The sequence below is a fragment of the Pseudomonas sp. P7758 genome, from assembly GCF_013386485.1.
Lineage (GTDB): Bacteria > Pseudomonadota > Gammaproteobacteria > Pseudomonadales > Pseudomonadaceae > Aquipseudomonas.
Window position 1 is genome coordinate 144,111 of record NZ_JACARS010000011.1, and the last position, 22,817, is coordinate 166,927.

22 protein-coding genes are annotated in these 22,817 nt (G+C 59.9%); 14 read left to right on the forward strand and 8 right to left on the reverse strand.

Features of this window, described 5'->3' with window-relative positions; genetic code table 11:
* Positions 1–17 precede the first annotated feature (17 nt).
* From HX873_RS02695 to dksA, 4 genes are all read right to left on the reverse strand, one after another.
* Positions 18–2,972 (reverse strand): sensor histidine kinase, encoded by a 2,955-nt coding sequence (locus tag HX873_RS02695; protein ID WP_177122334.1) that lies wholly within the window; start codon positions 2,970–2,972, stop codon positions 18–20.
* Positions 2,956–3,132 carry a hypothetical protein gene (locus tag HX873_RS02700; RefSeq protein WP_003176118.1) on the reverse strand — a complete coding sequence of 59 codons (177 nt, stop codon included), beginning with the start codon at positions 3,130–3,132 and terminating at the stop codon, positions 2,956–2,958. The genes HX873_RS02695 and HX873_RS02700 overlap by 17 nt, the downstream gene beginning before the upstream one ends.
* 62 nt (positions 3,133–3,194) lie before the next feature.
* Positions 3,195–4,082: a tRNA glutamyl-Q(34) synthetase GluQRS gene (gene gluQRS / locus HX873_RS02705; protein WP_177122335.1), complete on the reverse strand. Its 888-nt coding sequence runs from the start codon at positions 4,080–4,082 to the stop codon at positions 3,195–3,197.
* Between the two features lie 84 nt (positions 4,083–4,166).
* Positions 4,167–4,601 carry an RNA polymerase-binding protein DksA gene (gene dksA / locus HX873_RS02710; protein WP_003212154.1) on the reverse strand — a complete coding sequence of 145 codons (435 nt, stop codon included), beginning with the start codon at positions 4,599–4,601 and terminating at the stop codon, positions 4,167–4,169.
* A gap of 321 nt (positions 4,602–4,922) precedes the next feature.
* Between dksA and HX873_RS02715 the strand changes: the two genes are divergently transcribed.
* Positions 4,923–6,095 carry a pyridoxal phosphate-dependent aminotransferase gene (locus HX873_RS02715; protein WP_008436881.1) on the forward strand — a complete coding sequence of 391 codons (1,173 nt, stop codon included), beginning with the start codon at positions 4,923–4,925 and terminating at the stop codon, positions 6,093–6,095.
* The gene (gene sfsA / locus HX873_RS02720; RefSeq protein WP_003212151.1) at positions 6,095–6,808 is read left to right on the forward strand and encodes a DNA/RNA nuclease SfsA; all 714 of its coding nucleotides are present in this window, start codon (positions 6,095–6,097) and stop codon (positions 6,806–6,808) included. Before HX873_RS02715 ends, sfsA begins: the two co-directional genes overlap by 1 nt.
* Here sfsA and HX873_RS02725 read toward each other — a convergent pair.
* Positions 6,805–7,122: a Rieske (2Fe-2S) protein gene (locus HX873_RS02725; RefSeq protein WP_003212149.1), complete on the reverse strand. Its 318-nt coding sequence runs from the start codon at positions 7,120–7,122 to the stop codon at positions 6,805–6,807. The two genes, sfsA and HX873_RS02725, sit on opposite strands and share 4 nt — an antisense overlap.
* Positions 7,123–7,329: 207 nt before the next feature.
* On the opposite strand from HX873_RS02725, the gene HX873_RS02730 reads away from it, so the two are divergent.
* Genes HX873_RS02730 through HX873_RS02740 form a run of 3 tightly spaced genes read left to right on the forward strand, consistent with a single transcriptional unit; the run spans position 7,330 to position 10,009 of the window.
* A complete protein-coding gene (locus HX873_RS02730) occupies positions 7,330–8,208 on the forward strand; it encodes a hemin ABC transporter substrate-binding protein (protein ID WP_177122336.1) in 879 nt (292 codons plus the stop codon).
* Positions 8,205–9,242, forward strand: coding sequence for an iron ABC transporter permease (locus HX873_RS02735; RefSeq protein ID WP_003212144.1), 1,038 nt, complete (start codon positions 8,205–8,207; stop codon positions 9,240–9,242). Before HX873_RS02730 ends, HX873_RS02735 begins: the two co-directional genes overlap by 4 nt.
* Complete coding sequence (locus HX873_RS02740) at positions 9,242–10,009, forward strand: heme ABC transporter ATP-binding protein (RefSeq protein WP_177122337.1); 768 nt, start codon at positions 9,242–9,244, stop codon at positions 10,007–10,009. The genes HX873_RS02735 and HX873_RS02740 overlap by 1 nt, the downstream gene beginning before the upstream one ends.
* Positions 10,010–10,258: 249 nt before the next feature.
* Here the strand turns inward: HX873_RS02740 and HX873_RS02745 are convergent, their stop codons facing one another.
* The 3 genes from HX873_RS02745 to HX873_RS02755 all read right to left on the reverse strand — a co-directional run bounded on the left by HX873_RS02745 (position 10,259) and on the right by HX873_RS02755 (position 12,725).
* Positions 10,259–10,531: a TfoX/Sxy family protein gene (locus HX873_RS02745; RefSeq protein WP_003212140.1), complete on the reverse strand. Its 273-nt coding sequence runs from the start codon at positions 10,529–10,531 to the stop codon at positions 10,259–10,261.
* A 198-nt stretch (positions 10,532–10,729) separates the two neighbouring features.
* Positions 10,730–11,074: a pentapeptide repeat-containing protein gene (locus HX873_RS02750; protein ID WP_008436884.1), complete on the reverse strand. Its 345-nt coding sequence runs from the start codon at positions 11,072–11,074 to the stop codon at positions 10,730–10,732.
* A gap of 94 nt (positions 11,075–11,168) precedes the next feature.
* Positions 11,169–12,725: a bifunctional aminoglycoside phosphotransferase/ATP-binding protein gene (locus HX873_RS02755; RefSeq protein WP_177122338.1), complete on the reverse strand. Its 1,557-nt coding sequence runs from the start codon at positions 12,723–12,725 to the stop codon at positions 11,169–11,171.
* Positions 12,726–12,843: 118 nt separating this feature from the next.
* Here HX873_RS02755 and mrcB point away from each other — a divergent pair, with 118 nt between their 5' ends.
* The 9 genes from mrcB to msrQ all read left to right on the forward strand — a co-directional run bounded on the left by mrcB (position 12,844) and on the right by msrQ (position 22,670).
* On the forward strand, positions 12,844–15,168 hold the full coding sequence (mrcB, locus tag HX873_RS02760; protein ID WP_177122339.1) for a penicillin-binding protein 1B: 2,325 nt from the start codon (positions 12,844–12,846) through the stop codon (positions 15,166–15,168).
* A gap of 16 nt (positions 15,169–15,184) precedes the next feature.
* Positions 15,185–15,925: a M48 family metallopeptidase gene (locus HX873_RS02765; RefSeq protein ID WP_008436887.1), complete on the forward strand. Its 741-nt coding sequence runs from the start codon at positions 15,185–15,187 to the stop codon at positions 15,923–15,925.
* A complete protein-coding gene (locus HX873_RS02770) occupies positions 15,925–16,254 on the forward strand; it encodes a YqcC family protein (RefSeq protein ID WP_003212129.1) in 330 nt (109 codons plus the stop codon). The genes HX873_RS02765 and HX873_RS02770 overlap by 1 nt, the downstream gene beginning before the upstream one ends.
* A gap of 431 nt (positions 16,255–16,685) precedes the next feature.
* Positions 16,686–18,410: an acetolactate synthase 3 large subunit gene (locus HX873_RS02775; protein ID WP_008436892.1), complete on the forward strand. Its 1,725-nt coding sequence runs from the start codon at positions 16,686–16,688 to the stop codon at positions 18,408–18,410.
* A gap of 2 nt (positions 18,411–18,412) precedes the next feature.
* Complete coding sequence (gene ilvN, locus HX873_RS02780; RefSeq protein WP_003176102.1) at positions 18,413–18,904, forward strand: acetolactate synthase small subunit; 492 nt, start codon at positions 18,413–18,415, stop codon at positions 18,902–18,904.
* A 50-nt stretch (positions 18,905–18,954) separates the two neighbouring features.
* Complete coding sequence (gene ilvC / locus HX873_RS02785; protein ID WP_003176099.1) at positions 18,955–19,971, forward strand: ketol-acid reductoisomerase; 1,017 nt, start codon at positions 18,955–18,957, stop codon at positions 19,969–19,971.
* Between the two features lie 144 nt (positions 19,972–20,115).
* A complete protein-coding gene (pssA, locus tag HX873_RS02790; RefSeq protein ID WP_003212123.1) occupies positions 20,116–20,973 on the forward strand; it encodes a CDP-diacylglycerol--serine O-phosphatidyltransferase in 858 nt (285 codons plus the stop codon).
* Positions 20,974–21,036: 63 nt separating this feature from the next.
* Positions 21,037–22,050, forward strand: a complete 1,014-nt coding sequence (gene msrP, locus HX873_RS02795) for a protein-methionine-sulfoxide reductase catalytic subunit MsrP (protein ID WP_177122340.1) — start codon at positions 21,037–21,039, stop codon at positions 22,048–22,050.
* Positions 22,050–22,670, forward strand: coding sequence for a protein-methionine-sulfoxide reductase heme-binding subunit MsrQ (gene msrQ / locus HX873_RS02800; protein ID WP_177122341.1), 621 nt, complete (start codon positions 22,050–22,052; stop codon positions 22,668–22,670). Before msrP ends, msrQ begins: the two co-directional genes overlap by 1 nt.
* The last annotated feature ends 147 nt before the right edge of the window (positions 22,671–22,817 follow it).

Consider the following 22,817-nt stretch of genomic DNA (forward strand, 5'->3'; position numbering starts at 1 on the left):
CAACTCTCTCGACGGTCTCAGTTCACAGCGGACGTCGCTTCGACATGACGCGGCAAGGTCACCCGAATACGGGTGCCGCGTTGGCTTTCGGTGTCAGCCGGGCTGTCGATGGTGATTTGTCCATAATGCTCTTCAACGATGGAATAGACCAGTGCAAGGCCCAGACCGGTACCTTCACCCGGATCCTTGGTGGTGAAGAAGGGTTCGAACAATCGATCCATGATGTTCTGTGGAATGCCGCTGCCTTCGTCCTCGACGATCAGATCGACCGTGTGCTCGAAAGCCTCGCTCTTGACCCGTACTGCGCTGCCGGCCGGCGATGCGTCGCGGGCGTTGGACAGCAGGTTGATCAGCACTTGGGCCAGGCGTTGTGAATCACCGTCGACCCAGTGTTCCGGGTCGCACAGGTTGAAGAACTGTACTTCGAAATTGCGCCGGTTCAAGGCCAGCAGCCCAATGGCATCCTGGGCCACTTCGGCCAGGCACACCGCTTCGTCGTGATTCTGATGGGCGCCCGCGTGGGCAAAGCTCATCAGCGACTGCACGATGCGCGAGACACGCTTGGTCTGCTCGAGAATCTGCCCGCTGATTTCGATGATTTCGCCGTCTTCTTCGCGCTCTTCCCGCAGGTTTTGCGCGAGGCAGGCGATACCGGTGATCGGATTGCCGATTTCATGGGCCACACCCGCGGCCAGGCGCCCGATGCTGGCCAGGCGCTCGGAGTGCACCAGCTTGTCTTCGAGCATCTGGGTTTCGGTCAGGTCTTCCACCAGCAGCACCAGGCCGCTGTTGCCGGGCGCCAGTGGCTCGTCGATGGCGGCCTTGTGCAGGTTGAGCCAGCGGGTCTGGCCATCCAGCGCCAGGTGCTGTTTGTGCAAGTGTTCGTCGGGCAGGTTGATGAAGCCCTGGAGCAATTCTTTCCACGGGTCGCCAATGGTGTTCAGGCGCGAGCCCACCACACGTTGGGCGGCGATGCCGGTGAGCTCTTCCATGGCCTTGTTCCACATCAGGATCTCTTGATCCTTGGCCAGGGAGCAGACGCCCATCGGCAGTTCCTGCAACGTCTGGCGGTGATAGCGGCGCAGGGCATCGAGTTCGGCGGCAAGGCCGGTGAGGCGGGAGTGGTAATCCTCCAGCCGGCTCTCGATGAAGTGGATGTCTTCGGTCACGTAGTTTTCACCGCCGGCCTTGTAGGGCAGGAAGGTCTCGACTATGTCCTGGGACACGCTCGGGCCCATCAGGCCGGAAAGGTTGGCTTCGATACGGTCCCGCAGGCGGCGCAGGGCATAAGGCCGGCGCTCGTCGAACGGCAAGTAGAGATCGCGCAGGGCCTGCTCGACCTCCTTTTGTGCGGCCTTGGCGCCCAGCGGCTTGGCCAGTTGCGTGGCGAATTCCTGGGGTGAGGCGGCGTGCAGTTCGCGGCGTTGCGGGCGACGGACGTTGTCCACTGCGCAGGCTTCGGCGGCGCTGGTTTCTTCGGGGCTGGCGTTGGTGAACAGCGAGATCAGGGTGAACATCAGCACGTTGGCCGCCAGCGAGGCAATTGCCGCCATGTGCCAACTGGTGTCATCCAGCACGTAGATCATGTTCAGCAGCGGGATGTAGAAGCCCTGCAGGTTGCCCACCAACGGCAGCAGCATGGTCACGGTCCATACCAGGATCCCGGCGAGCAAACCGGCGATAAAGCCTCGGCGGTTGGCGGTCGGCCAGTACAGCACCGACAGCACGCCCGGCAGGAACTGCAAGGTGGCGACGAAGGCGACAATCCCCAGGTTGGCCAGGTCCTGTTCTGCACCCAGCAACAGGTAGAAGCCATAGCCGGCCATGATGATCGCGACGATCAGGGCCCGGCGGGTCCATTTCAGCCAGCGGTAGATATTGCCTTCGGCCGGCGGCTGGTAGAGCGGCAGCACCAGGTGATTCAGCGCCATCCCCGACAGCGCCAGGGTACTGACGATGATCAGCCCGCTGGAGGCCGATAATCCGCCGACATAGGCCAGCAATGCGAGGGATTTGCTGTTGGCGGCAATACCCACGCCCAGCGTGAAGTATTCGGGATTGGTGGTGGCGCCAAGTTTCAGGCCGGCCCACAGGATCAGCGGCACCGCCAGGCTCATCAACAGCAGGAACAGCGGCAAGCCCCAGCTGGCGCTGACCAGCGAGCGCGGGTTGAGGTTTTCGGTGAAGGTCATGTGGTACATGTGCGGCATCACAATCGCCGAGGCGAAGAACACCAAAAGCAGCGTGCGCCATGGGCCTTCCTGCAACGGCGTGTGCAGTGCGGCCAGGGCGGTCTGGTTTTGCAGCAGCCACAGTTCCAGCTGTTGCGGGCCGTCGAATACGCCATACAACGCATACAGACCGACACCGCCGATGGCGATCAGCTTGATCACCGATTCAAACGCGATCGCAAACACCAGTCCTTCATGTTTCTCACGGGTGGCGATATGCCGTGAGCCGAAGAAAATCGTGAACAGAGTGATCAGTGCGCAGAAGCTCAATGCCACGCGGTGTTGCACCGGTTCGCGGGTGAGGATGCTGATGGAGTCGGCCACGGCCTGGATCTGCAATGCCAGCAACGGCAGCACGCCGATCAGCATGAAAATCGTGGTCAGCGCACCGGCCCAGGTACTGCGAAAACGGAACGCAAACAGGTCGGCCAGGGACGACAACTGATAGGTGCGGGTGATTTTCAGGATCGGATACAACAGCACCGGCGCCAGCAAAAACGCGCCGGACACCCCAAGATAACTGGACAGAAAGCCGTAACCGTACTGATAGGCCAGGCCCACGGTGCCATAAAACGCCCAGGCACTCGCGTACACGCCCAAGGACAAGGTGTAGGTCAACGGATGGCGAATGATCGCCCGCGGAATCATCCCGCGTTCACTGATCCAGGCTACCCCGAACAACGCGGCCAGGTAGGCGGCGCTGATCAGCAGCATCTCGGTCAGGCTAAAGCTCATCGGCATCTTTTTGGCTCTGCAGGATGAAAGTCACGACGATCAGAATCAGCCAAAGCAGATAGGGCCGGTACCAGGCGCCTGTGGCGTCGATCCACCAATCCATGATGGCGGGAGAAAACAGGTAGATCCCGACGACCAGCAGCAGGACCAATCGATAGATGTACATGTTGGCCTCTGATTGAAAAACTGCGGCGATGGTAACGGATGGCTCGCAAGCTGCAAGCGCCTTCAGCGCAATTGCGCTTCGGCCAGCGTGAGTGTGCGCGGGATCTGTGTGGCATCCCAGTGTTCAATGCCCCAATCCAGCAGTTCCCGTGGGCTGGCGTGGTGCAGTTCGTCGCCCGCCGGCTGGCCCAGGGCGCGCAGTGCTCTTAACAGCAAAGGCGTGGCCTGGTCAGTGGTCAAGGGCGGTGAGCGGTAGGATTTGCCCAGCTTGTTACCGTCCGGCTGGATGATCAGCGGCACATGCAGGTAACGCGGTTGGCGCAGGCCCAGCAATTCTTGCAGATACAGTTGGCGTGGCGTGGAGTCGAGCAGGTCGGCGCCACGCACGATGTCGGTCACACCTTGCCAGGCATCATCGAGGACTACCGCCAATTGGTAGGCATACAGGCCGTCGCGACGGCGGATGATGAAGTCGCCTACGTCGCGACCCAGATGCTGTCGGAATTCGCCTTGTACGCGGTCGGTAAAGTGGTACTCCAACTCCGGTACTCGCAGGCGGATGGCGGCATCTTGCTGGTCATGCCCGGCATTGCGGCACAGTCCCGGATAAATCCCGTTATAGGGCTCCAGTTGCTTGCGCGAGCAGGTGCAGGCGTAGGCCAGGCCATGATTGAACAGGCGGTTGAGCACGTCAGCGTAGGCATCGTGCCGCTCGCTTTGTCGGACCAACTCCCCGTCCCATTCAAAACCATAGCGTTCCAGGGCATTCAGGATGGCGGCCTGGGCGCCGGGCTCTTCCCGTGGCGGGTCGAGGTCTTCCATGCGCATCAGCCAGCGGCCTTGGTTGGCACGGGCGTCGAGGTAGGAGGCGAGGGCGGCGACCAGGGAACCGAAGTGCAGGTGTCCGCTGGGCGTGGGGGCGAAACGCCCGATATAGGAGGAGGCTGTCATGGGCCGGATATTACTGGAAAACCAGCAAACGCCAGAAACAAAAATGGGGCGTTCGCACGCCCCATTTGTTCAGCCCGGCAATGATTACTTGCCGACCTGTTTTTCCTTGATTTCAGCCAAGGTCTTGCAGTCCACGCACAGGTCGGCAGTAGGACGCGCTTCCAGGCGGCGAATACCAATCTCGACGCCGCAGGACTCGCACCAGCCGTACTCTTCGTCTTCGATGAGTTGCAGGGTCTTGTCGATCTTCTTGATCAGCTTGCGCTCGCGATCACGGGCGCGCAGTTCAAGGGCGAACTCTTCTTCCTGGCTGGCACGGTCTGCCGGGTCCGGGAAGTTGGCCGCTTCGTCCTTCATATGGTCAACGGTACGGTCAACCTCTTGCATCAAGTCCTGTTTCCACTGCTTCAGGATCTTGGAGAAGTGTTCGCGCATGGGCTTGCCCATGTATTCCTCACCCTTCGCCTCGACGTAGGGTTGGAAGCCGCTGATGCTCTGTTGCTTTGCTTGGGTGGGCATGAATGGACCGCCTCTCACTCTTCTAATCCATTGCGCAGGATTGCAACATCACCGACACCTGCCGGCCCTGCGGCTGCAAGCGGGCGAACTTACCAGATAGATTCGGGGTGCGCCACTCCCGGTTGTCGAGGCACCGTCTCCTTTGGCTTGCAAACCGCCGCAGGCCCCAGCAGGGCGGGCTTGTACGGTCTCGAATGTTGATTTTAGCTGTTTTGCAGGTAGTTGCTTGCCGTGCTTGCTACATGTCTTGGGGCAATAGAGCAGGTTTTGCGCGGCGGGTTGGGTAGAATCGGGGTTTGTCCTCAGAGTTAAGGAAGGCTAATGGCTCAGCCCTACAGTGCGCGTAGCCGCGCTATCGAACCTTTCCATGTCATGGCGTTGCTGGCGCGGGCCAATGAATTGCAGGCCGCCGGTCACGACGTGATTCACCTGGAAATCGGCGAGCCGGACTTCACCACCGCCGAACCCATCATCAAGGCCGGGCAGGCGGCGCTGGCCAATGGCAAGACCCGCTATACCGCGGCCCGCGGGCTACCGGAGTTGCGGCAAGCCATCAGCGGTTTCTACCAGCAGCGCTACGGGTTGAGCATCGATCCCGAGCGAATTCTGATTACACCCGGCGGCTCGGGAGCCTTGTTGCTGGCGAGCAGCCTGCTGGTGGACCCCGGCAAGCACTGGCTGCTGGCAGACCCAGGCTACCCCTGCAACCGCCACTTCCTGCGGCTGGTGGAGGGCGCGGCCCAACTGGTCCCGGTCGGCCCCGAGGTGCGTTATCAACTGACCGCCGACCTGGTGGCGCGCCATTGGGATCAGGACAGCGTGGGCGCGTTGGTCGCGTCGCCTGCCAACCCTACCGGCACCATCCTGACGCGGGACGAGTTGGCGGGGTTGTCGAGCGCCATCAAGGCGCGCAATGGGCATTTGGTGGTGGATGAGATCTACCACGGCCTGACCTATGGCACCGATGCCGCCAGCGTGCTGGAAGTCGACGATGAAGCCTTCGTTCTAAATAGTTTTTCGAAGTATTTCGGAATGACCGGCTGGCGCCTGGGCTGGCTGGTGGCGCCGCCTGCTGCGGTGGGTGAGCTGGAGAAGCTGGCGCAGAATCTCTACATCAGCGCGCCGAGCATGGCCCAGCATGCGGCCCTGGCCTGCTTTACCCCGCAAACATTGAACATTCTTGAAGACCGCCGGGCCGAGTTTGGCCGGCGTCGCGACTTCCTGCTGCCAGCCCTGCGCGAGTTGGGTTTCGGTATTGCCGTGGAGCCGGAAGGCGCGTTCTACCTGTATGCCGATATCAGCGCATTTGGCGGCGATGCCTTCGCGTTCTGCCGGCACTTCCTCGAAACCGAGCACGTTGCGTTCACGCCGGGCCTGGATTTCGGCCGTTATCAAGCCGGTCACCATGTGCGTTTTGCCTACACGCAAAACCTTGATCGCCTACAGCAAGCCGTTGAACGGATTGCCCGCGGCCTGCGGAGTTGGCAAGGCTGATGCGCTTTAATCCTCCCCTTGAAGAAGGCCGGCTGATCCGCCGCTACAAGCGTTTTCTCGCCGATATCGAAACCGTTACCGGCGAGTTGTTGACCATTCACTGCCCGAACACCGGCTCGATGTTCAACTGCATGGTGGAAGGTGGCCAGGTCTGGTTCAGCCGCTCCAATGACCCCAAGCGCAAGCTGCCAGGCACCTGGGAAATCAGCGAAACCCCACAAGGGCGCCTGGCTTGTGTGAACACGGCGCGGGCCAATCAGTTGGTTGAAGAAGCGCTGCGCGCGGGGGTTATCACCGAGCTCAATGGCTTTACCGCCTTGAAACGCGAAGTCGCCTACGGCCAGGAAAACAGCCGGATCGATTTCCGCCTGGATTACCCGGCGGGCGCGGCATATGTCGAAGTCAAAAGCGTCACCCTCGGGTTTGACGGGACCTCGACGGCGGCGTTTCCCGATGCCGTGACCCAGCGCGGTGCCAAGCATCTGCGTGAGCTGGCGCATCTGGCGCGTGAGGGGGTACGGGCAGTGCAGTTGTACTGCGTCAACCTCTCGGGGATCGATGCGGTGCGTCCTGCCGAAGAAATTGATGCCGGTTATGCGGCAGCGTTGCGTGAGGCCAAGGCGGCGGGCGTCGAGGTGCTGGCCTATGGCGTGCGAGTGACGTCAGAGGAAATCTGCGTCGATCGCCGGCTGGAAGTATTGCTCGGCGACTAGAGTTGTACCCACAGGCCTTGTTCATCCTCGCGGCCGGGCAGGGCTGTCAGGCTCTGGCCGGCGCAAGGGCCGGCGACGCACTCACCGCTTTCGATCAGGAACAGCGCGCCATGGGTGGCGCACTGGATCAGGCTGGCGCTGGGGTCGAGAAACTGGTGCGGCTGCCATTCCAGCGGCACCCCGCGATGTGGGCAGCGGTTGATATAGAAGTAGGCAATGCCTTCGCGGCGCACGGCAAACAGCTTGCGGCCGTCGATATCGAAACCGAGGCTGGCGTTGGGTGCGAGTTCGCTGGAGGCGCAGAGAAACTTCATATCGATCCTTAAGTGCCGCCGTTTGCGGGCTGTAAGGCTATCCTGGTTTTTGCCGCAGAGCCCGGTGCTTGACGTGCAAATGCAAACAATTATCAAATGCCGGCTTCGCCCGTAAGCTGACTGGGCGCTCTGTACGATGTCGGGCAGCCTTGATCTGTCACATTGCGAGTGTTTCAGCGGGCTCACCCCTTGGAAGGAAACCCTTTTATGCGCCTGAGTGCCAGTGCTATCGCGCTCGTTGTCGGACTGCTGGTCAACGCTGGGGCCCAGGCCTCTGAACTGCCACAACGCTGGGTCAGCGCCGGTGGTGCGTTGTCGGAATGGGTGACGGCCCTGGGCGGTGAGTCAAAGCTGGTGGGCGTGGATACCACCAGCCAGCATCCGGAATCCCTCAAGGCGTTGCCGAGCATTGGTTACCAGCGTCAGTTGTCGGCGGAAGGCATTCTGAGCCTGCGCCCGCAAATCCTGGTGGGCACCGAGGAAATGGGGCCGCCACCGGTGTTGGTGCAAATCCGCAATGCCGGTGTGAAAGTGGAGCTGTTTTCAGCCGAGCCGGATCTGCCGACGCTGCAGGGCAACCTTCAGCATTTGGGCAAGCTGCTGGGTAACGAAGCGAAGGCTGCAGAACTGTTCAGTGACTATCAGCAACAACTTGACCACCAAAAGAACTGGGTGGCCAAGGCCCAGGCCACTCAAAAGGCGCCTGGAGTGCTGTTGCTGCTGGGACATGCCGGCGGCAAACCGCTGATTGCGGGCAAAGACACGGCGGCTGACTGGATGTTGCAGCAGGCCGGCGGCCATAACCTGGCGACCCACGATGGTTACAAGCCGTTTTCCGTAGAGTCGCTGGCGGGGCTCAATCCTGAGGTGCTGGTGTTTGCCGATCGCGCTTTGACCGGGGATGCGGCCCGCGCCGCGTTGTTCAAGGAAAACCCGATCCTGGCTTCGACGCCAGCGGCCAAGAATGGACGCGTCTATGAACTGGACCCGACGCTGCTGGTGGGTGGGCTTGGGCCACGCTTGCCGCAAAGCCTGGTGAGGCTGTCTGCCGGGTTCTATCCGTCTCAGGCTAATACCGCCCCATGACCACTCTGGTTAAACCGCGAACCCTTTTTATCGGCTTGAGTCTGCTGTGTGTATTGGCGATCTGGTTGTCATTGGCCCTTGGACCGGTGAGTTTGCCGTTAATGGACACACTGCGGGCAGCCTTACGCTTGATGGGTGTGCCAATCGAGGCCCAAGGCCTGGAGCAGGCGGAGTTGATCCTCGGGCAGATTCGCCTGCCGCGTACGTTGCTGGGATTGGCCGTCGGTGGGGTTCTGGCACTTTCCGGCGTTGCAATGCAGGGGCTGTTTCGCAATCCATTGGCTGATCCCGGGTTGGTCGGGGTTTCCAGCGGTGCAGCGTTGGGCGCGGCGATTGCGATTGTCGGTGGTTCGTTTTTTGGCGGTTTGCCGGATGCCCTCGGGCCTTATCTGCTGTCGTTGTGTGCCTTCCTCGGCGGTTTGGGGGTAACAGCGCTGGTCTATCGCCTGGGGCGGCGCAACGGCCAAACCAACGTCGCGACCATGTTGCTGGCGGGTATCGCCCTGACGGCGCTCGCCAGTTCGGCGGTGGGCCTGTTCACCTACCTGGCAGATGACGCTACCTTGCGCACCCTGACGTTCTGGAACCTGGGCAGCCTGAATGGCGCCAGCTACTCGCGCTTATGGCCGCTGCTGCTGGTCAGCGCCGGCGTAGCACTGTGGCTGCCGCGCCGGGCCAAGGCGCTGAATGCACTCCTGCTGGGTGAGTCGGAAGCCAGTCACTTGGGCATTGATGTTGAAGGCCTCAAGCGCGAACTGGTGTTCTGCACCGCGCTGGGCGTGGGCGCGGCCGTGGCGGCTGCGGGGATGATCGGCTTTGTCGGGCTGGTGGTGCCGCATCTGGTACGCCTGCTGGCGGGGCCGGATCATCGGGTGCTGCTGCCAGCCTCGGTGCTGGCGGGGGCGAGTTTGCTGTTGTTTGCCGATCTGGTGGCGCGCCTGGCCTTGGCGCCTGCGGAATTACCGATCGGCATTGTTACCGCGTTTATCGGTGCGCCGTTTTTCCTCTACCTGTTGTTACGAGGGCGCGCCTGATGCTGCGAGTAGAAGACCTGCAGATCTGCCGTGGGCGCAAAACTGTGCTGGCGGACATCACCCTGGACCTGCTGCCAGGAGAAGTGCTCGGCGTATTGGGCCCCAACGGCGCGGGAAAAAGTACATTGCTCGGTGCGTTATGCGGCGAGTTGCAGCCCGACCAAGGCCGTGTGTGGCTGGATCAGCGTGAGTTGAAGGACTGGGGCGGAGCGCAGCGTGCCCAGCGCCTGGCGGTGTTGCCGCAGACCTCGACCCTGGACTTTGCCTTTCGCGTCGAAGAGGTGGTGGGCATGGGGCGCTTGCCTCATCAGACGGGCCGGGTGCGTGACGATGAAATCATCAATGCTGCCTTGCAGGCTGCCGACGTCGGCCACTTGAGCGGGCGCAGCTATCTGGCGTTGTCGGGCGGCGAGCGGCAGCGTGTGCACCTCGCACGGGTGCTGGCGCAGCTATGGCCGGGTGAAGCGGGGCAGACCTTGTTGCTGGATGAGCCGACATCAATGCTTGACCCGCTGCACCAGCACACCACCTTGCAGGCGATCCGGCGCTTTGCCGACCGTGGCGCGGCGGTGCTGGTGATCCTTCACGACCTGAACCTGGCGGCGCGCTACTGTGATCGCATCCTGTTACTGGAGGATGGCCGGCCCCATGCGTTGGACACACCGGCACAGGTGTTGCGGCCTGAGCCGCTGAGGGCGGTATTCGGGCTGGATGTGTTGGTGCAGCCGCATCCGGAGCTCGGCCATCCGTTGATCATTGCCCGCTGAAAATCGCCGCAGTTTTTTATGGGCAAAAAAAGACCCGGCAAGAGCCGGGTCAAATAACCGTGATTAGCCTGATGAGGAGATAATCTGAGAGTCCGAACCAATGGTCTTTCAGTTATCGGCTGATCTCGCGACCAGTTGTGATAATCATAACGATTCTCATTTGAGAGTCAACATTTGTTTTTGCGGCCTCTTCGAATTTCCTCAAACTTCTGCTTGGAATCCCCGTAAACGCGGGTGCAAGTTGGCGTCTCAATTCTTTTGGCGTGCGGTCAGAGCGTCCAATTGACGATTTAAAGCTTCCTTGCGTTCAACGGGAATGTCATTCCAGTGCACATCCATCAGCGCGCCTTCAATGGCATACAACAACACTTTGGATGCCCTGAAACCGCGGGTGCGTACGGCACGGTACGCGTCGACTGCCCCCAGGCGGCGTAGGTCGGACGCACTGTGGATGCCCACCGCATGCAGCCATTGCGCCGACGTCTTGCCAAGGTTTTTCAGGTGTTGCAGCTCATCATTCATCAAGCCTCCTTGCGACGGCCGAATGGTTCGGTGGGTATCGTGACCAGGCAAGCCTGAAAGGAGTGTAGCGCTCAGTAGGAAAAGCGTAGTTCTTTGGTCGGCAACGACCTAAAAGCTTCTAAGGCAGGCGGGGGTTTTAGCGTAGGAAAGGGTGAAGCCCCCGGTACCTTGTGCGTAGCCGGGAGCCGATGCAGCGGTTTAGCGTGTGCGGTAGCGCAGGCGTGTGCCGAAATTGACGGACATCAGGATCTCGTCGGCGCTTAACTCAGGGGGGAAATAAGTGCCGGAGATCTGGGCGTGCGCCAGGCTCGCGCCTTCCAGTGGGCAGTCACGCAAATCCAGGCCGCGCAAGTCGGCGGAGCGGAAATAAGCGTCGGTGAAATCCACGCCCTCGGCATTCAGGTCGCGCAGGTCCAGGCCGCGAAAGTCGCCACCGCGCATATCGATGGTGCCGTCTTTCGGACGCTCCTGGTTGAAGCCGCGGATATCATCTTTATGCAGAAGCGCGTACAGCGGGGTATCAAGTAGCTTCGGCTGGCTCACAATGGCGACTCCCGTGTTGGAATTATGGCGCCATTATAGTGCCACTATTTCTCGGCCGTGAGCCCCGGAAGGCTGCACGACCAAGAAATATTTCTTACAGCCCCGGCAGGCGCTGGCGAATATGTGCCACCAATGCGTCCAGGGTCCCGCTTTCATTGGTCTCCACGCGCTTGCTGAGCAGCAACTCCTCGGCGCTGAGCGGGTCACGGGTGGCCTGCTGTTCTTCGATGATGGCCAGGGTAGCGTCGGAAGGGTCGTTCTTGTCCGCCTGACGTTGTGCCAGCCAAGCGGCGATTACCGCCTGTGGCGCATTGCAGTCAAGGATCAGGAATGGCGCGCCGGTGGCCTCGGCGATCTTGGCCGCCGCGTCGCGTTGTTCTCGCTTGAGGAAGGTCGCGTCCAATACCACCGGGAAACCGGCGCGCAGTACGGTGTCGGCGATTTCGTTCAGGCGCGCGTAGGTCGCGGCGCTGGCGTCTGCGGTGTAGATCCCGGCCTGCGGCGTGTTCTCGACCTTCTGCTCGCCGAACAGGCGCTTGCGCTCTACGTCCGAACGCAGGCGAATCGCCCCCAATGCTTCTACGAGGCGCATGGATACATGGCTTTTGCCAACGGCCGATACCCCATGGGTGATGGCCAGGAAGCGAGATGGGATGGTGCTGTAGCTTTCTGCCAGGTTGGCGTAGTTGCGGTACTGGCGCAGGGTGGTAGCGCGCTGCACCGCGTCCGCCTCGGAAGGCATGCTGAACAGCGCGATCTTCGCGCGTACCAGAGCGCGGTAGGCTTTATAGAAGTTCAGTACTTCCAGGCCTTGATAGTCGCCGGTCAGCTCCAGGTACTGGCTGATGAAGCGTCGTGCCAGGCTCTTGAGGCCGCGGTCTTCCAGGTCCATCGCCAAAAAGCCGGTGTCGGCATACACGTCGGTGAAGCGGAACGGCTCGTTGAACTCGATGCAGTCGAAGATCACCACGTGGCCATCAATCATCGTGGCGTTGCCCAGGTGGATATCACCGTGGCATTCGCGGGTGAAGCCATTGAGCTTGCGTTGTTCGAACAGTGGCTTGAGGCGCTCGAAACTGCTTTCAGCCCAGGCCTGCAAGGCGTCCAGTTGTGCCAGGTCGGCCTTGTCGCTGAGGAACGGACGGATCTGCTCAAAGTTCTGCAGCACCGGTGCCATGACATCGTGCGGCGTGCCAGCAGAGTTAGTGGCCGGGACTTTCGGGGCATTCAGGTGAAAATGCGCGATCTGCCTGGCCATTTCGTCGATGTGCGCGCTGGTCAGTTCGCCGTTGGCCTGCAGAGTGCTGAGCAGTTGGCTTTGCGGGAACTGGCGCATTTTCAGCATGTAGTCGACCACCGGACCGTCGCCGCCCAACTGCGGTGCCTCGGCGCTGCCGGTGATCGGCAACACTTCAAGATACAAATCATCGGTCAGGCGCTGGTTGAGGCGCAGCTCTTCATTGCAGAAGTGTCCGCGGGCTTGCAGGGTGGTGAAATCGAGGAAACCGAAATTCACCGGCTTCTTCATCTTGTAAGCATAGGGCCCAGTGAGCAGGACCCAGGAAATATGGGTCTCGATGACTTGGAACTGATCCACCGGATGGGGAAACAGGGCCGGGTTTTGCAGGGCAGCAATCAGGGACTGGCTCACGGGCGATCCTTCAGAGTCTGGGAAAATTCATGGCGGGCATTATGGCTCCTACAGGCGGTCGTGCAAACCGCTGTCCGGCTCATGTTGGTCATCAATAAAGTGCGTATAATCCGCCGCCATGACTCGTACCCGATCTCCCCGTTCCCGTAAAAAACCTCCTTCCCGCGGCCTGCGCCCTTGGCTGGGCTGGGCGCTTAAGCTCAGCCTGGTAGGGCTTGTCGTGATCGCCGGCTTCGCGGTTTACCTCGATGCCGTGGTCCAGGAGAAGTTCTCCGGCAAGCGCTGGACCATTCCGGCCAAGGTCTACGCGCGCCCGCTGGAACTGTTCAGCGGCCAGAAGCTGAGCAAGGATGACTTCCTCACCGAGCTCGATGCCCTGGGCTATCGCCGCGAACCCGTGAGCAATGGCCCCGGCGCCGCTGCCGTCAGCGGCAACACGGTTGACTTGAACACCCGCGGCTTCCAGTTCTATGAAGGCCTGGAAAAACCCCAGCCGGTGCGCGTGCGCTTCTCTGGCGACTACGTAGCCGAACTGTCCTCGCTCAACGGCTCGAAGTTGCCGGTGGTGCGCCTGGAACCCTTAATGATCGGTGGGATTTATCCGAAAAACCTGGAAGACCGCATCCTGATCAAGATCGATCAGGTGCCGCCTTACCTGCTGGATACCCTGATCGCCGTCGAAGACCGGGATTTCTACAGCCACTGGGGCGTATCACCGAAGTCCATCGCGCGCGCCCTCTGGGTCAACACCTCCGGCGGCAAGATGACCCAGGGCGGCAGTACGCTGACGCAGCAATTGGTCAAGAACTTCTACCTGACCAACGAGCGCAGCCTGACCCGCAAGCTGACCGAAGCCATGATGGCGATGCTGCTGGAGCTGCACTACAGCAAGCAGGAAATTCTTGAGGCGTACCTCAATGAAGTGTTCGTTGGCCAGGACGGTCAGCGTGCCGTCCACGGTTTTGGTCTGGCCAGCCAGTTCTTCTTCGGCCAGCCGTTGTCCGAGCTGAAGTTGCACCAGGTGGCGCTGCTGGTGGGCATGGTCAAGGGGCCGTCCTACTACAACCCGCGTCGCAACCCGGAGCGGGCGCTGGAGCGCCGTAACCTGGTGCTGGATGTACTTGAGCAGCAAGGTGTCGCCACCCCTGAACAAGTGGCCGCCGCGAAGAAAATGCCACTGGGTGTAACCACCCGCGGCAAGCTCGCCGACAGCTCCTTCCCGGGCTTTATCGACCTGGTCAAACGCCAACTGCGTGAAGACTACCGCGACGAAGACTTGACCGAAGAAGGCCTGCGGATCTTCACCAGTTTCGACCCGATCCTGCAGATGAAGGCCGAAGCGTCGGTCAATGACACCTTCAAACGCCTGACAGGTCGTAAAGGCTCTGGCGACGTCGAGGCTGCGATGGTGGTGACCAACCCGGAAACCGGCGAAGTCCAGGCCATGATCGGCAGTCGCCAGGCCAGCTTTGCCGGGTTCAACCGGGCGCTGGACGCGGTGCGGCCGATTGGCTCGCTGGTCAAGCCGGCGGTGTACCTGACCGCGCTGGAAAAACCGAGCAAGTACACGCTGACCAGTTGGCTGTCCGATGACCCGCTGTCGGTCAAAGGAGCTGATGGCCAGATGTGGACGCCGCATAACTTTGATCGTCGCTCCCACGGTACGATTTTCCTGTACCAGGGCTTGGCGCATTCCTACAACATCTCGACTTCCCGTCTCGGCCTTGAGCTGGGCGTGCCGAACGTGCTCAAGACGCTCGGCCGGTTGGGCATCACTCGGGAGTTCCCGGCGTTTCCATCGATGCTGTTGGGTGCGGGCGCGATGAGCCCGATGGAAGTGGCGACCATGTACCAGACCCTGGCCAACGGTGGTTTCAATACGCCGATGCGTGGGATCCGGAGCGTGTTGACGGCCGAAGGCGAACCGCTCAAGCGTTATCCGTTCCAGATTCAGCAACGCTTTGACCCGGCCTCGATCTACCTGATCCAGAACGCCATGCAGCGCGTGATGCGCGAAGGTACCGGGCGCTCGGCCTACAATGTGCTGCCGGCCAACCTGACACTGGCCGGCAAGAGCGGTACCAGTAACGATTCGCGGGACAGCTGGTTCGCAGGTTTCAGCCAGGACCTGCTGGCAGTGGTTTGGCTGGGGCGTGATGACAACGGCAAGACACCGTTTACCGGTGCCACCGGCGCGTTGCAGGTATGGACCAGCTTCATGAAAAAGGCCGATCCACTGCCGCTGAACATGCCGCAGCCGGACAATATCGTCCAGGCCTGGATCGATCCGCACACCGGCCAGGGTTCCGATGCCAACTGTCCGGGCGCGGTGCAGATGCCGTATATTCGCGGCAGCGAGCCACCACCCGGTGCAGCGTGCGGAGCCAGTGCGCCCGCCAGTGCTGAATCGGTGATGGATTGGGTCAAGGGCTGGATGAATTAAGCAAAGAGGGTTTCACGTGAACAAGTTGTTGATTCCAGCTATTACAGTTTTGGCATTGCTCGGTGGTTGCGCCAGCGTGGAGCGGGGCTCTATTCCGGTGGTGGACTCCAGTACAACGGTGTCCAACAACGACCGGATCTCGGCCAACGGCGGCTTCCGCCAAACCGTTACCAACCGCCCTGCCCAGGCCCGGCCCCAGGCGCAAGCCGTGCCTCAGGACTCTGGTGTAGTGGTGATGATCCCGGGTGGCGGCGCTGCCACCTCGGCTCCGATCAGTACTCAACCATGGACCCCAGGCCCAAGTACATCGGGCCCGATCGACGCCACGCCGATTCAAACGGCACCGATCAACCAGGGCACCTACAACATGCCGTCGACGCCGAGTGGAATTCCTTCCGCCAGCAGTGCCGGCGGTCTGTCAGCGGATGAGCAGTTGGATGGCCCGGTGCTGGCGTTGCTCACCACTGCCCAACAGCAGCAGTCGGGTGGCGATTTGAACGGCGCATCGTCGAGCCTCGAGCGCGCCCAGCGCGTGGCACCGCGTGAACCGCAAGTGCTATACCGCCTGGCTCAGGTTCGCATGGCCCAGGGCGATGCCCCACAAGCTGAACAATTTGCCCGCCGCGGCCTGACCCTGGCCAATGGCCGTCCAGACCTGCAGGCCAGCCTGTGGAGCTTGATCGGTGATGCCCGCGAGAAGCAAGGCGATGCTGCCGGCGCCGCCCAGGCTCGGCAAAAAGCCAAGGTAAGCCTCTGATGGATGCACGCTTTCCGGCGATTGCCGAACAGTTGTTGTTGATCGAACGCGAACTGCGCTTGCAGGGCTGGTGGGACGAAGTGTCCCCCAGTGCTGAAGCCTTGAGCAGTGTTGAGCCGTTTTCCGTCGACACACTGGACTTTCACCAGTGGCTGCAATGGATTTTCCTGACACGGATGAAGCAAATCCTCGAACAGGACCTGCCATTGCCCAATGCGTCGGGGATTCTGGAGATGGCCGAGATGGTTTACGCCGATCGGCCACTTGAGAGCCTTGGCCTGCGGACTGCGCTGAAAAAGTTCGATCAACTGATCGTCGACGCTCGTTAATTGCCTGGCTGCCGGTTTTTCCGGCAGTCTTGCGCATATTTCTACCGCTTTGCGCCATTCAGGCGAGTTTTATCCCTCCTCAAGCCCCTTTCTTCTACGTTCTCATGCGCTTAGTTGGAAAAAAGCGCAATTATTGCTTGACTTGGAGGGGCTGAAACAGAAGAATCCAAAGTCCGCTGTAGAGGGACTGCCAGAAGCAGACCCACTCAGCAGATCATGAGGCGCATACCCGCGCCGACCTGTTACACCCGCAACGCGTTACCTCGCGCTGGGTGGGAAAATCCCGCAACACTTGGGACGCTCCCAATACTTGCTCAGTCAGTGCTGACGTAGTCGGCGACCACCGTCGCTCATGCTCTGCTGAGAAGTAAACCTATTAAGACCCGTCGGTTTTTAACGGACGGTATTCTGGCGTTTTAGAGGTGAACAACGTGGAGCTTTTATCTGGCGGTGAGATGCTCGTCCGCTTTTTGCGTGACGAAGGCGTCGACTATATCTACGGGTACCCAGGTGGTGCTCTGCTGCATGTCTACGACGCACTGTTCAAGGAACCGGCTGTTACCCACATCCTGGTTCGCCACGAACAAGCTGCTACCCATATGGCTGACGGTTACGCCCGTGCCACCGGTAAAGCCGGTGTGGTACTGGTGACTTCCGGCCCTGGCGCGACCAATGCCATTACCGGCATCGCGACGGCCTATATGGACTCCATCCCGATGGTGATCATTTCTGGCCAGGTGGCGAGCACCATGGTCGGTACCGATGCATTCCAGGAAACCGACATGATCGGTATTTCCCGGCCGATCGTGAAACACAGCTTCATGATCAAGCATGCCTCGGAAATCCCGGAAGTCATGAAGAAGGCGTTCTACCTCGCACAGTCCGGTCGCCCGGGTCCTGTAGTGGTCGATATCCCGAAAGACATGACCAACCCTGCGGAAAAATTCGAATACATCTTCCCGAAGAAAGCCAAGCTGCGCTCCTACAGCCCGGCCGTTCGCGGGCACTCGGGGCAAATCCGCAAGGCGGCAGAAATGCTGTTGGCGGCCAAGCGTCCAGTGCTCTACTCGGGTGGTGGGGTGATTTTGGGCGGCGGTTCTGCACCGCTGACCGAACTGGCCAAGCTGCTCAACCTGCCAGTCACCAACACCTTGATGGGCCTTGGCGCGTTCCCGGGTTCGGACCGTCAGTTCGTCGGCATGCTCGGCATGCACGGCAGCTACACCGCCAACCTGGCCATGCACCATGCTGACGTGATCCTCGCCGTCGGTGCGCGGTTCGATGACCGGGTGATCAATGGCGCGAGCAAGTTCTGCCCGAATGCCAAGATCATCCACATCGATATCGACCCGGCATCCATCTCCAAGACCATCAAGGCCGACGTGCCTATCGTTGGTCCTGTGGAAAGCGTGCTGACCGAAATGGTCGCTGCGCTGAAGGAAATCGGCGAAGCCCCGAACAAGGATTCCGTTGCCAGCTGGTGGAAGCAGATCGACGAGTGGCGCGGTGATCGCGGCCTGTTCCCTTACGACAAGGGTGATGGCAGCGTCATCAAGCCACAGACCGTGATCGAAACCCTGTGCGAAGTGACCAAGGGCGATGCCTTTGTGACCTCCGATGTGGGCCAGCACCAGATGTTCGCGGCGCAGTACTACAAGTTCGACAAGCCTAACCGCTGGATCAACTCCGGTGGCCTGGGCACGATGGGCTTTGGTTTCCCTGCGGCCATGGGTGTGAAGCTGAGCTTTCCGGATACTGACGTTGCGTGCGTCACCGGCGAAGGCAGTATCCAGATGAACATCCAGGAACTGTCGACCTGCCTGCAATATGGCTTGCCGGTGAAGATCGTCTGCCTGAACAACGGTGTACTGGGCATGGTTCGCCAGTGGCAGGACATGAGCTACGGCAGCCGTCACTCCCATTCCTACATGGAGTCTCTGCCTGACTTCGTCAAATTGGTTGAAGCCTATGGCCATGTCGGCATGCGCATCACCGATCTGAAGGATTTGAAGCCGATGATGGAAGAGGCGTTCGCCATGAAGGACCGCCTGGTGTTCCTCGATATTCAGGTCGACACCAGCGAGCACGTCTACCCGATGCAGATCAAAGACGGCTCCATGCGCGATATGTGGCTGAACAAGACGGAGCGTACCTAATCATGCGGCACATTATCTCCCTGCTTCTGGAGAACGAACCGGGCGCTCTGTCACGTGTGGTCGGACTGTTTTCGCAACGCAACTACAACATCGAAAGCCTGACGGTGGCGCCGACCGAAGACCCGACCTTGTCGCGTCTGACGTTGACCACCGTTGGCCATGATGAGGTGATCGAGCAGATCACCAAGAACCTCAACAAGCTGATCGAAGTGGTCAAGCTGGTCGACTTGTCGGAGAGTGCCCACATCGAGCGTGAGCTGATGCTGGTCAAGGTCAAGGCCACGGGTGCACAACGGGCCGAGATCAAGCGCACTACCGACATTTATCGCGGGCAGATCGTCGATGTGAGCGCCAGCGTTTATACCGTTCAACTGACCGGTACAAGCGACAAGCTGGACAGCTTCATCCAGTCGATCGGGACGGCCTCGATTCTGGAAACTGTACGCAGTGGCGTCACCGGGATTGCTCGTGGCGACAAAGTACTCAGCATCTAACTCAAATTTAGCGAATGGCCTTAAACGGCCTGGATATATAGAGGAACCTCATGAAAGTTTATTACGATAAAGATTGTGACCTGTCGATCATCCAGGGCAAAAAAGTCGCCATCATCGGCTACGGTTCCCAGGGCCACGCCCAAGCGTGCAACCTGAAAGATTCCGGCGTTGACGTGACCGTTGGCCTGCGCAAAGGCTCGGCCACTGTTGCCAAGGCTGAAGCCCACGGCCTGAAAGTGACTGACGTTGCTTCTGCTGTTGCTGCTGCCGACCTGGTCATGATCCTGACCCCGGACGAGTTCCAGTCCGCGCTGTACAAGAACGAAATCGAGCCGAACATCAAGAAGGGCGCCACCCTGGCCTTCTCCCACGGCTTCGCGATCCACTACAACCAGGTTGTGCCGCGCGCCGACCTCGACGTGATCATGATCGCGCCGAAAGCACCGGGCCACACCGTGCGCTCCGAGTTCGTCAAAGGCGGCGGTATCCCTGACCTGATCGCGATCTACCAGGACGCCTCGGGCAACGCCAAGAACGTTGCACTGTCCTACGCTGCTGGCGTGGGTGGCGGTCGTACCGGCATCATCGAAACCACCTTCAAGGACGAGACTGAAACCGACCTGTTCGGCGAACAAGCCGTTCTGTGCGGCGGTACCGTTGAACTGGTCAAGGCCGGTTTCGAAACCCTGGTTGAAGCTGGCTACGCGCCAGAAATGGCCTACTTCGAATGCCTGCACGAACTGAAGCTGATCGTTGACCTCATGTACGAAGGCGGTATCGCCAACATGAACTACTCGATCTCCAACAACGCCGAATACGGCGAGTACGTGACTGGCCCGGAAGTGATCAACGCCGAGTCCCGTCAGGCCATGCGCAACGCCCTGAAACGTATTCAGGACGGCGAATACGCCAAAATGTTCATCAGCGAAGGTGCAACCGGCTACCCTTCGATGACCGCCAAGCGTCGTAACAACGCCGCTCACGGTATCGAGGTCATCGGCGAGCAACTGCGCTCCATGATGCCGTGGATCGGTGCCAACAAGATCGTCGACAAAGCCAAAAACTAAGTCGTACGGATCAAGGGAAAACGCGGCTTAGGCCGCGTTTTTTCGTTTGCGGGGCAGGTTCTGGTATAAAGCTGCATCGTTTGCGGGCGAACACTCGCCGCAAGTTTCTGTCGAAATTTTTCACACCGTTGCAAGGTAAAGTCCATGAGCGAACGTCCCGAAGAGCCAAACCAGGCCTCTGACGCCGAAAGCCTGCTACCGATCGATGAACATGTCGAAGAAGGGCACGATGCTGAAGGCCGTAAAGTCCGGCATCGTGGCATCTATCTTCTGCCCAATCTGTTCACCACTGCGAACCTGTTCGCGGGGTTCTACTCCATCATCAATTCCATGAGTGCCCAGAGTGCGTTGGCGGCCGGCGATGCGGCCGGGGCCAGCAAGTACTTTGGTTTTGCCGCGATAGCGATCTTCGTCGCCATGGTCCTTGATGGCCTGGATGGCCGGGTTGCGCGGATGACCAACACCCAGAGTGCCTTCGGCGCCGAGTATGACTCGCTGTCGGACATGGTTGCCTTCGGTGTGGCGCCGGCGTTGCTCGCATTTGCCTGGGCGCTGGGTGATATGGGCAAGGTTGGCTGGATGGTTGCCTTCATCTATGTGGCGGGCGCGGCATTGCGTCTGGCGCGCTTTAATACCCAGGTGGGGACTGCCGACAAGCGCTACTTCATTGGCCTGGCCAGTCCGGCTGCGGCGGGTGTGGTAGCCGGTATTGTCTGGGCATTCAGCGACTACGGTATCCAGGGTTCCAAGATGTCGTTCCTGGTGGCCTTGATGGTCGCGGCGGCCGGCATGCTGATGGTCAGCAACATCAAGTACAACAGCTTCAAGGAGCTGGACCTCAAAGGGCGTGTGCCGTTTGTGGCTATCCTGGCAGTGGTGCTGGTGTTTGCCGTGGTCTTCAGTGATCCGCCGCGAATCCTGCTGCTGGCTTTCCTTGTGTATGCCGCGTCCGGCCCGGTGCAGTACCTTCTGCATCTTCGTCAGCGCAAAACGTTGCCTTAATGTAATTTCCCCCATACTCCGCAGTCTATTGGTGCATCTGTCCTCCAAAGCTGCGGAGTTGCCATGTTAATCAAGTTTCCCAAAGCGTCTGATTGCCAAGAATCGGATGTCACGCCTGAATCCCTCTATTTCTCTCGCCGCAGCTTGCTCGGTGGTGCGCTTGCCGGCCTGGCTGCCAGCAGCCTGCCGCGTTGGGCCAGTGCGGATGATGCGGCACGTTATGCCGATGTCGAGCCGGGCAATGCACCTGGCTGGTTTGCCGAAAAGCTCCCGGGTACCAAATGGCAGGCGATTACCGTCAAGGACGAGGCCATCACCCCTTTCAAGGACGCAACCCACTACAACAACTTCTATGAGTTCGGTACGGACAAGGGCGACCCTGCAGCCAATGCCGGGTCTCTGAAGACTGAGCCGTGGAGTGTGGTGATAGATGGTGAGGTCGCCAAACCTGGGCGCTATGCGCTTGAAGACTTCATGAAGCCCTATCAGTTGGAAGAGCGAATCTATCGACTGCGCTGTGTAGAGGCCTGGTCGATGGTCATTCCGTGGATAGGGTTCCCTATATCGGAACTGCTCAAGCACGTCGAGCCGACCTCGAACGCCAAGTACATTCGTTTTGAAACCCTGCAGGACCCCAAGAGCATGCCGGGGCAGCGGTCCAACTTCGCCTTGATCGACTGGCCTTATGTAGAAGGGCTGCGATTGGATGAGGCGATGAATCCCCTGGCGATCCTTGCGGTGGGCATGTATGGGCGGGAGCTGCCGAACCAGAACGGCGCTCCGTTGCGGTTGGTGGTGCCGTGGAAGTACGGATTCAAGAGCGTCAAGTCGATCGTGCGCATCAGCCTGGTCAGCGAGCAGCCGAAAACCACCTGGCAAAGTATTGCCGCGAGTGAGTATGGGTTTTACGCAAATGTGAATCCTACCGTCGACCATCCGCGTTGGACCCAGGCGCGGGAGCGGCGGTTGCCCAGCGGGCTGTTCAGTCCCAATGTGCGTGAGACACAAATGTTCAACGGCTACGCCGATGAAGTCGCCTCTCTTTATGCGGGCCTCGATCTGCGGAAGAACTATTGATGCGCTATCCGATCTGGCGCATCGGCGTCTTTATAGCAGCGGCGGTGTGGCCGCTGTTCTGGCTGTACGAGGCCTGGAGCTTTGCGCTGGGACCTGATCCGGGCAAGGTGCTGATGGATCGGCTCGGGCTTGGCACCTTGATTCTGTTGTTAATAACCCTGGGTATGACACCGTTGCAGAAGCTCAGTGGTTGGGCGGGGTGGGTCGCCGTGCGACGGCAGCTGGGATTGTGGTGCTTTGCCTATGTGGTTTTGCATCTCGCTGCTTACTGCGTGTTTATCCTTGGGTTGGATTGGTCGCAGTTGGGGGTTGAGCTACGGAAGCGGCCTTACATTATTGTGGGTACCTTGGGATTCCTTTCTCTATTGGTGCTGGCAGTCACCTCCAACCGATACAGCCAGCGTCGCCTTGGTGTGCGCTGGAAGAAACTGCATCGTTTGGTTTACGTGATTCTCGGGCTTGGTTTGCTGCATATGCTGTGGATCGTGCGGGCAGATCTCAAGGAGTGGGCTATCTATGCATCTATAGGGGCGCTGCTTCTGGTCCTGCGTATACCACCGGTGACGCGCCGAATTCCCCGTCTTATTGCTAAAAAACCATCTTCTGCAACAAAAGCGTAATTAACCCTTGACGGCAGATTCTGGAAGTCTATAATTCGCCCCACTTCCGGCGCAGTCGAAACGGAAAACTCCTTGGTAAACAACGAGTTATGTAGGTTTCGACAGCGAGCTGCTTCAGATCATCGAGGCCCAGAAGGAGTTAGTAAG

Coding starts and splice junctions, on each gene's coding strand:
- msrQ (WP_177122341.1), top strand. CDS start 22,050: ATGCGCTATCCGATCTGGCGCATCGGCGTCTTTATAGCAGCGGCGGTG.
- ilvC (WP_003176099.1), top strand. CDS start 18,955: ATGAAAGTTTATTACGATAAAGATTGTGACCTGTCGATCATCCAGGGC.
- mrcB (WP_177122339.1), top strand. CDS start 12,844: ATGACTCGTACCCGATCTCCCCGTTCCCGTAAAAAACCTCCTTCCCGC.
- HX873_RS02725 (WP_003212149.1), bottom strand. CDS start 7,122: ATGAAGTTTCTCTGCGCCTCCAGCGAACTCGCACCCAACGCCAGCCTC.
- HX873_RS02745 (WP_003212140.1), bottom strand. CDS start 10,531: ATGAATGATGAGCTGCAACACCTGAAAAACCTTGGCAAGACGTCGGCG.
- msrP (WP_177122340.1), top strand. CDS start 21,037: ATGTTAATCAAGTTTCCCAAAGCGTCTGATTGCCAAGAATCGGATGTC.
- gluQRS (WP_177122335.1), bottom strand. CDS start 4,082: ATGACAGCCTCCTCCTATATCGGGCGTTTCGCCCCCACGCCCAGCGGA.
- HX873_RS02715 (WP_008436881.1), top strand. CDS start 4,923: ATGGCTCAGCCCTACAGTGCGCGTAGCCGCGCTATCGAACCTTTCCAT.
- HX873_RS02695 (WP_177122334.1), bottom strand. CDS start 2,972: ATGCCGATGAGCTTTAGCCTGACCGAGATGCTGCTGATCAGCGCCGCC.
- ilvN (WP_003176102.1), top strand. CDS start 18,413: ATGCGGCACATTATCTCCCTGCTTCTGGAGAACGAACCGGGCGCTCTG.
- HX873_RS02700 (WP_003176118.1), bottom strand. CDS start 3,132: ATGTACATCTATCGATTGGTCCTGCTGCTGGTCGTCGGGATCTACCTG.
- HX873_RS02730 (WP_177122336.1), top strand. CDS start 7,330: ATGCGCCTGAGTGCCAGTGCTATCGCGCTCGTTGTCGGACTGCTGGTC.
- HX873_RS02740 (WP_177122337.1), top strand. CDS start 9,242: ATGCTGCGAGTAGAAGACCTGCAGATCTGCCGTGGGCGCAAAACTGTG.
- HX873_RS02735 (WP_003212144.1), top strand. CDS start 8,205: ATGACCACTCTGGTTAAACCGCGAACCCTTTTTATCGGCTTGAGTCTG.
- sfsA (WP_003212151.1), top strand. CDS start 6,095: ATGCGCTTTAATCCTCCCCTTGAAGAAGGCCGGCTGATCCGCCGCTAC.
- pssA (WP_003212123.1), top strand. CDS start 20,116: ATGAGCGAACGTCCCGAAGAGCCAAACCAGGCCTCTGACGCCGAAAGC.
- HX873_RS02770 (WP_003212129.1), top strand. CDS start 15,925: ATGGATGCACGCTTTCCGGCGATTGCCGAACAGTTGTTGTTGATCGAA.
- dksA (WP_003212154.1), bottom strand. CDS start 4,601: ATGCCCACCCAAGCAAAGCAACAGAGCATCAGCGGCTTCCAACCCTAC.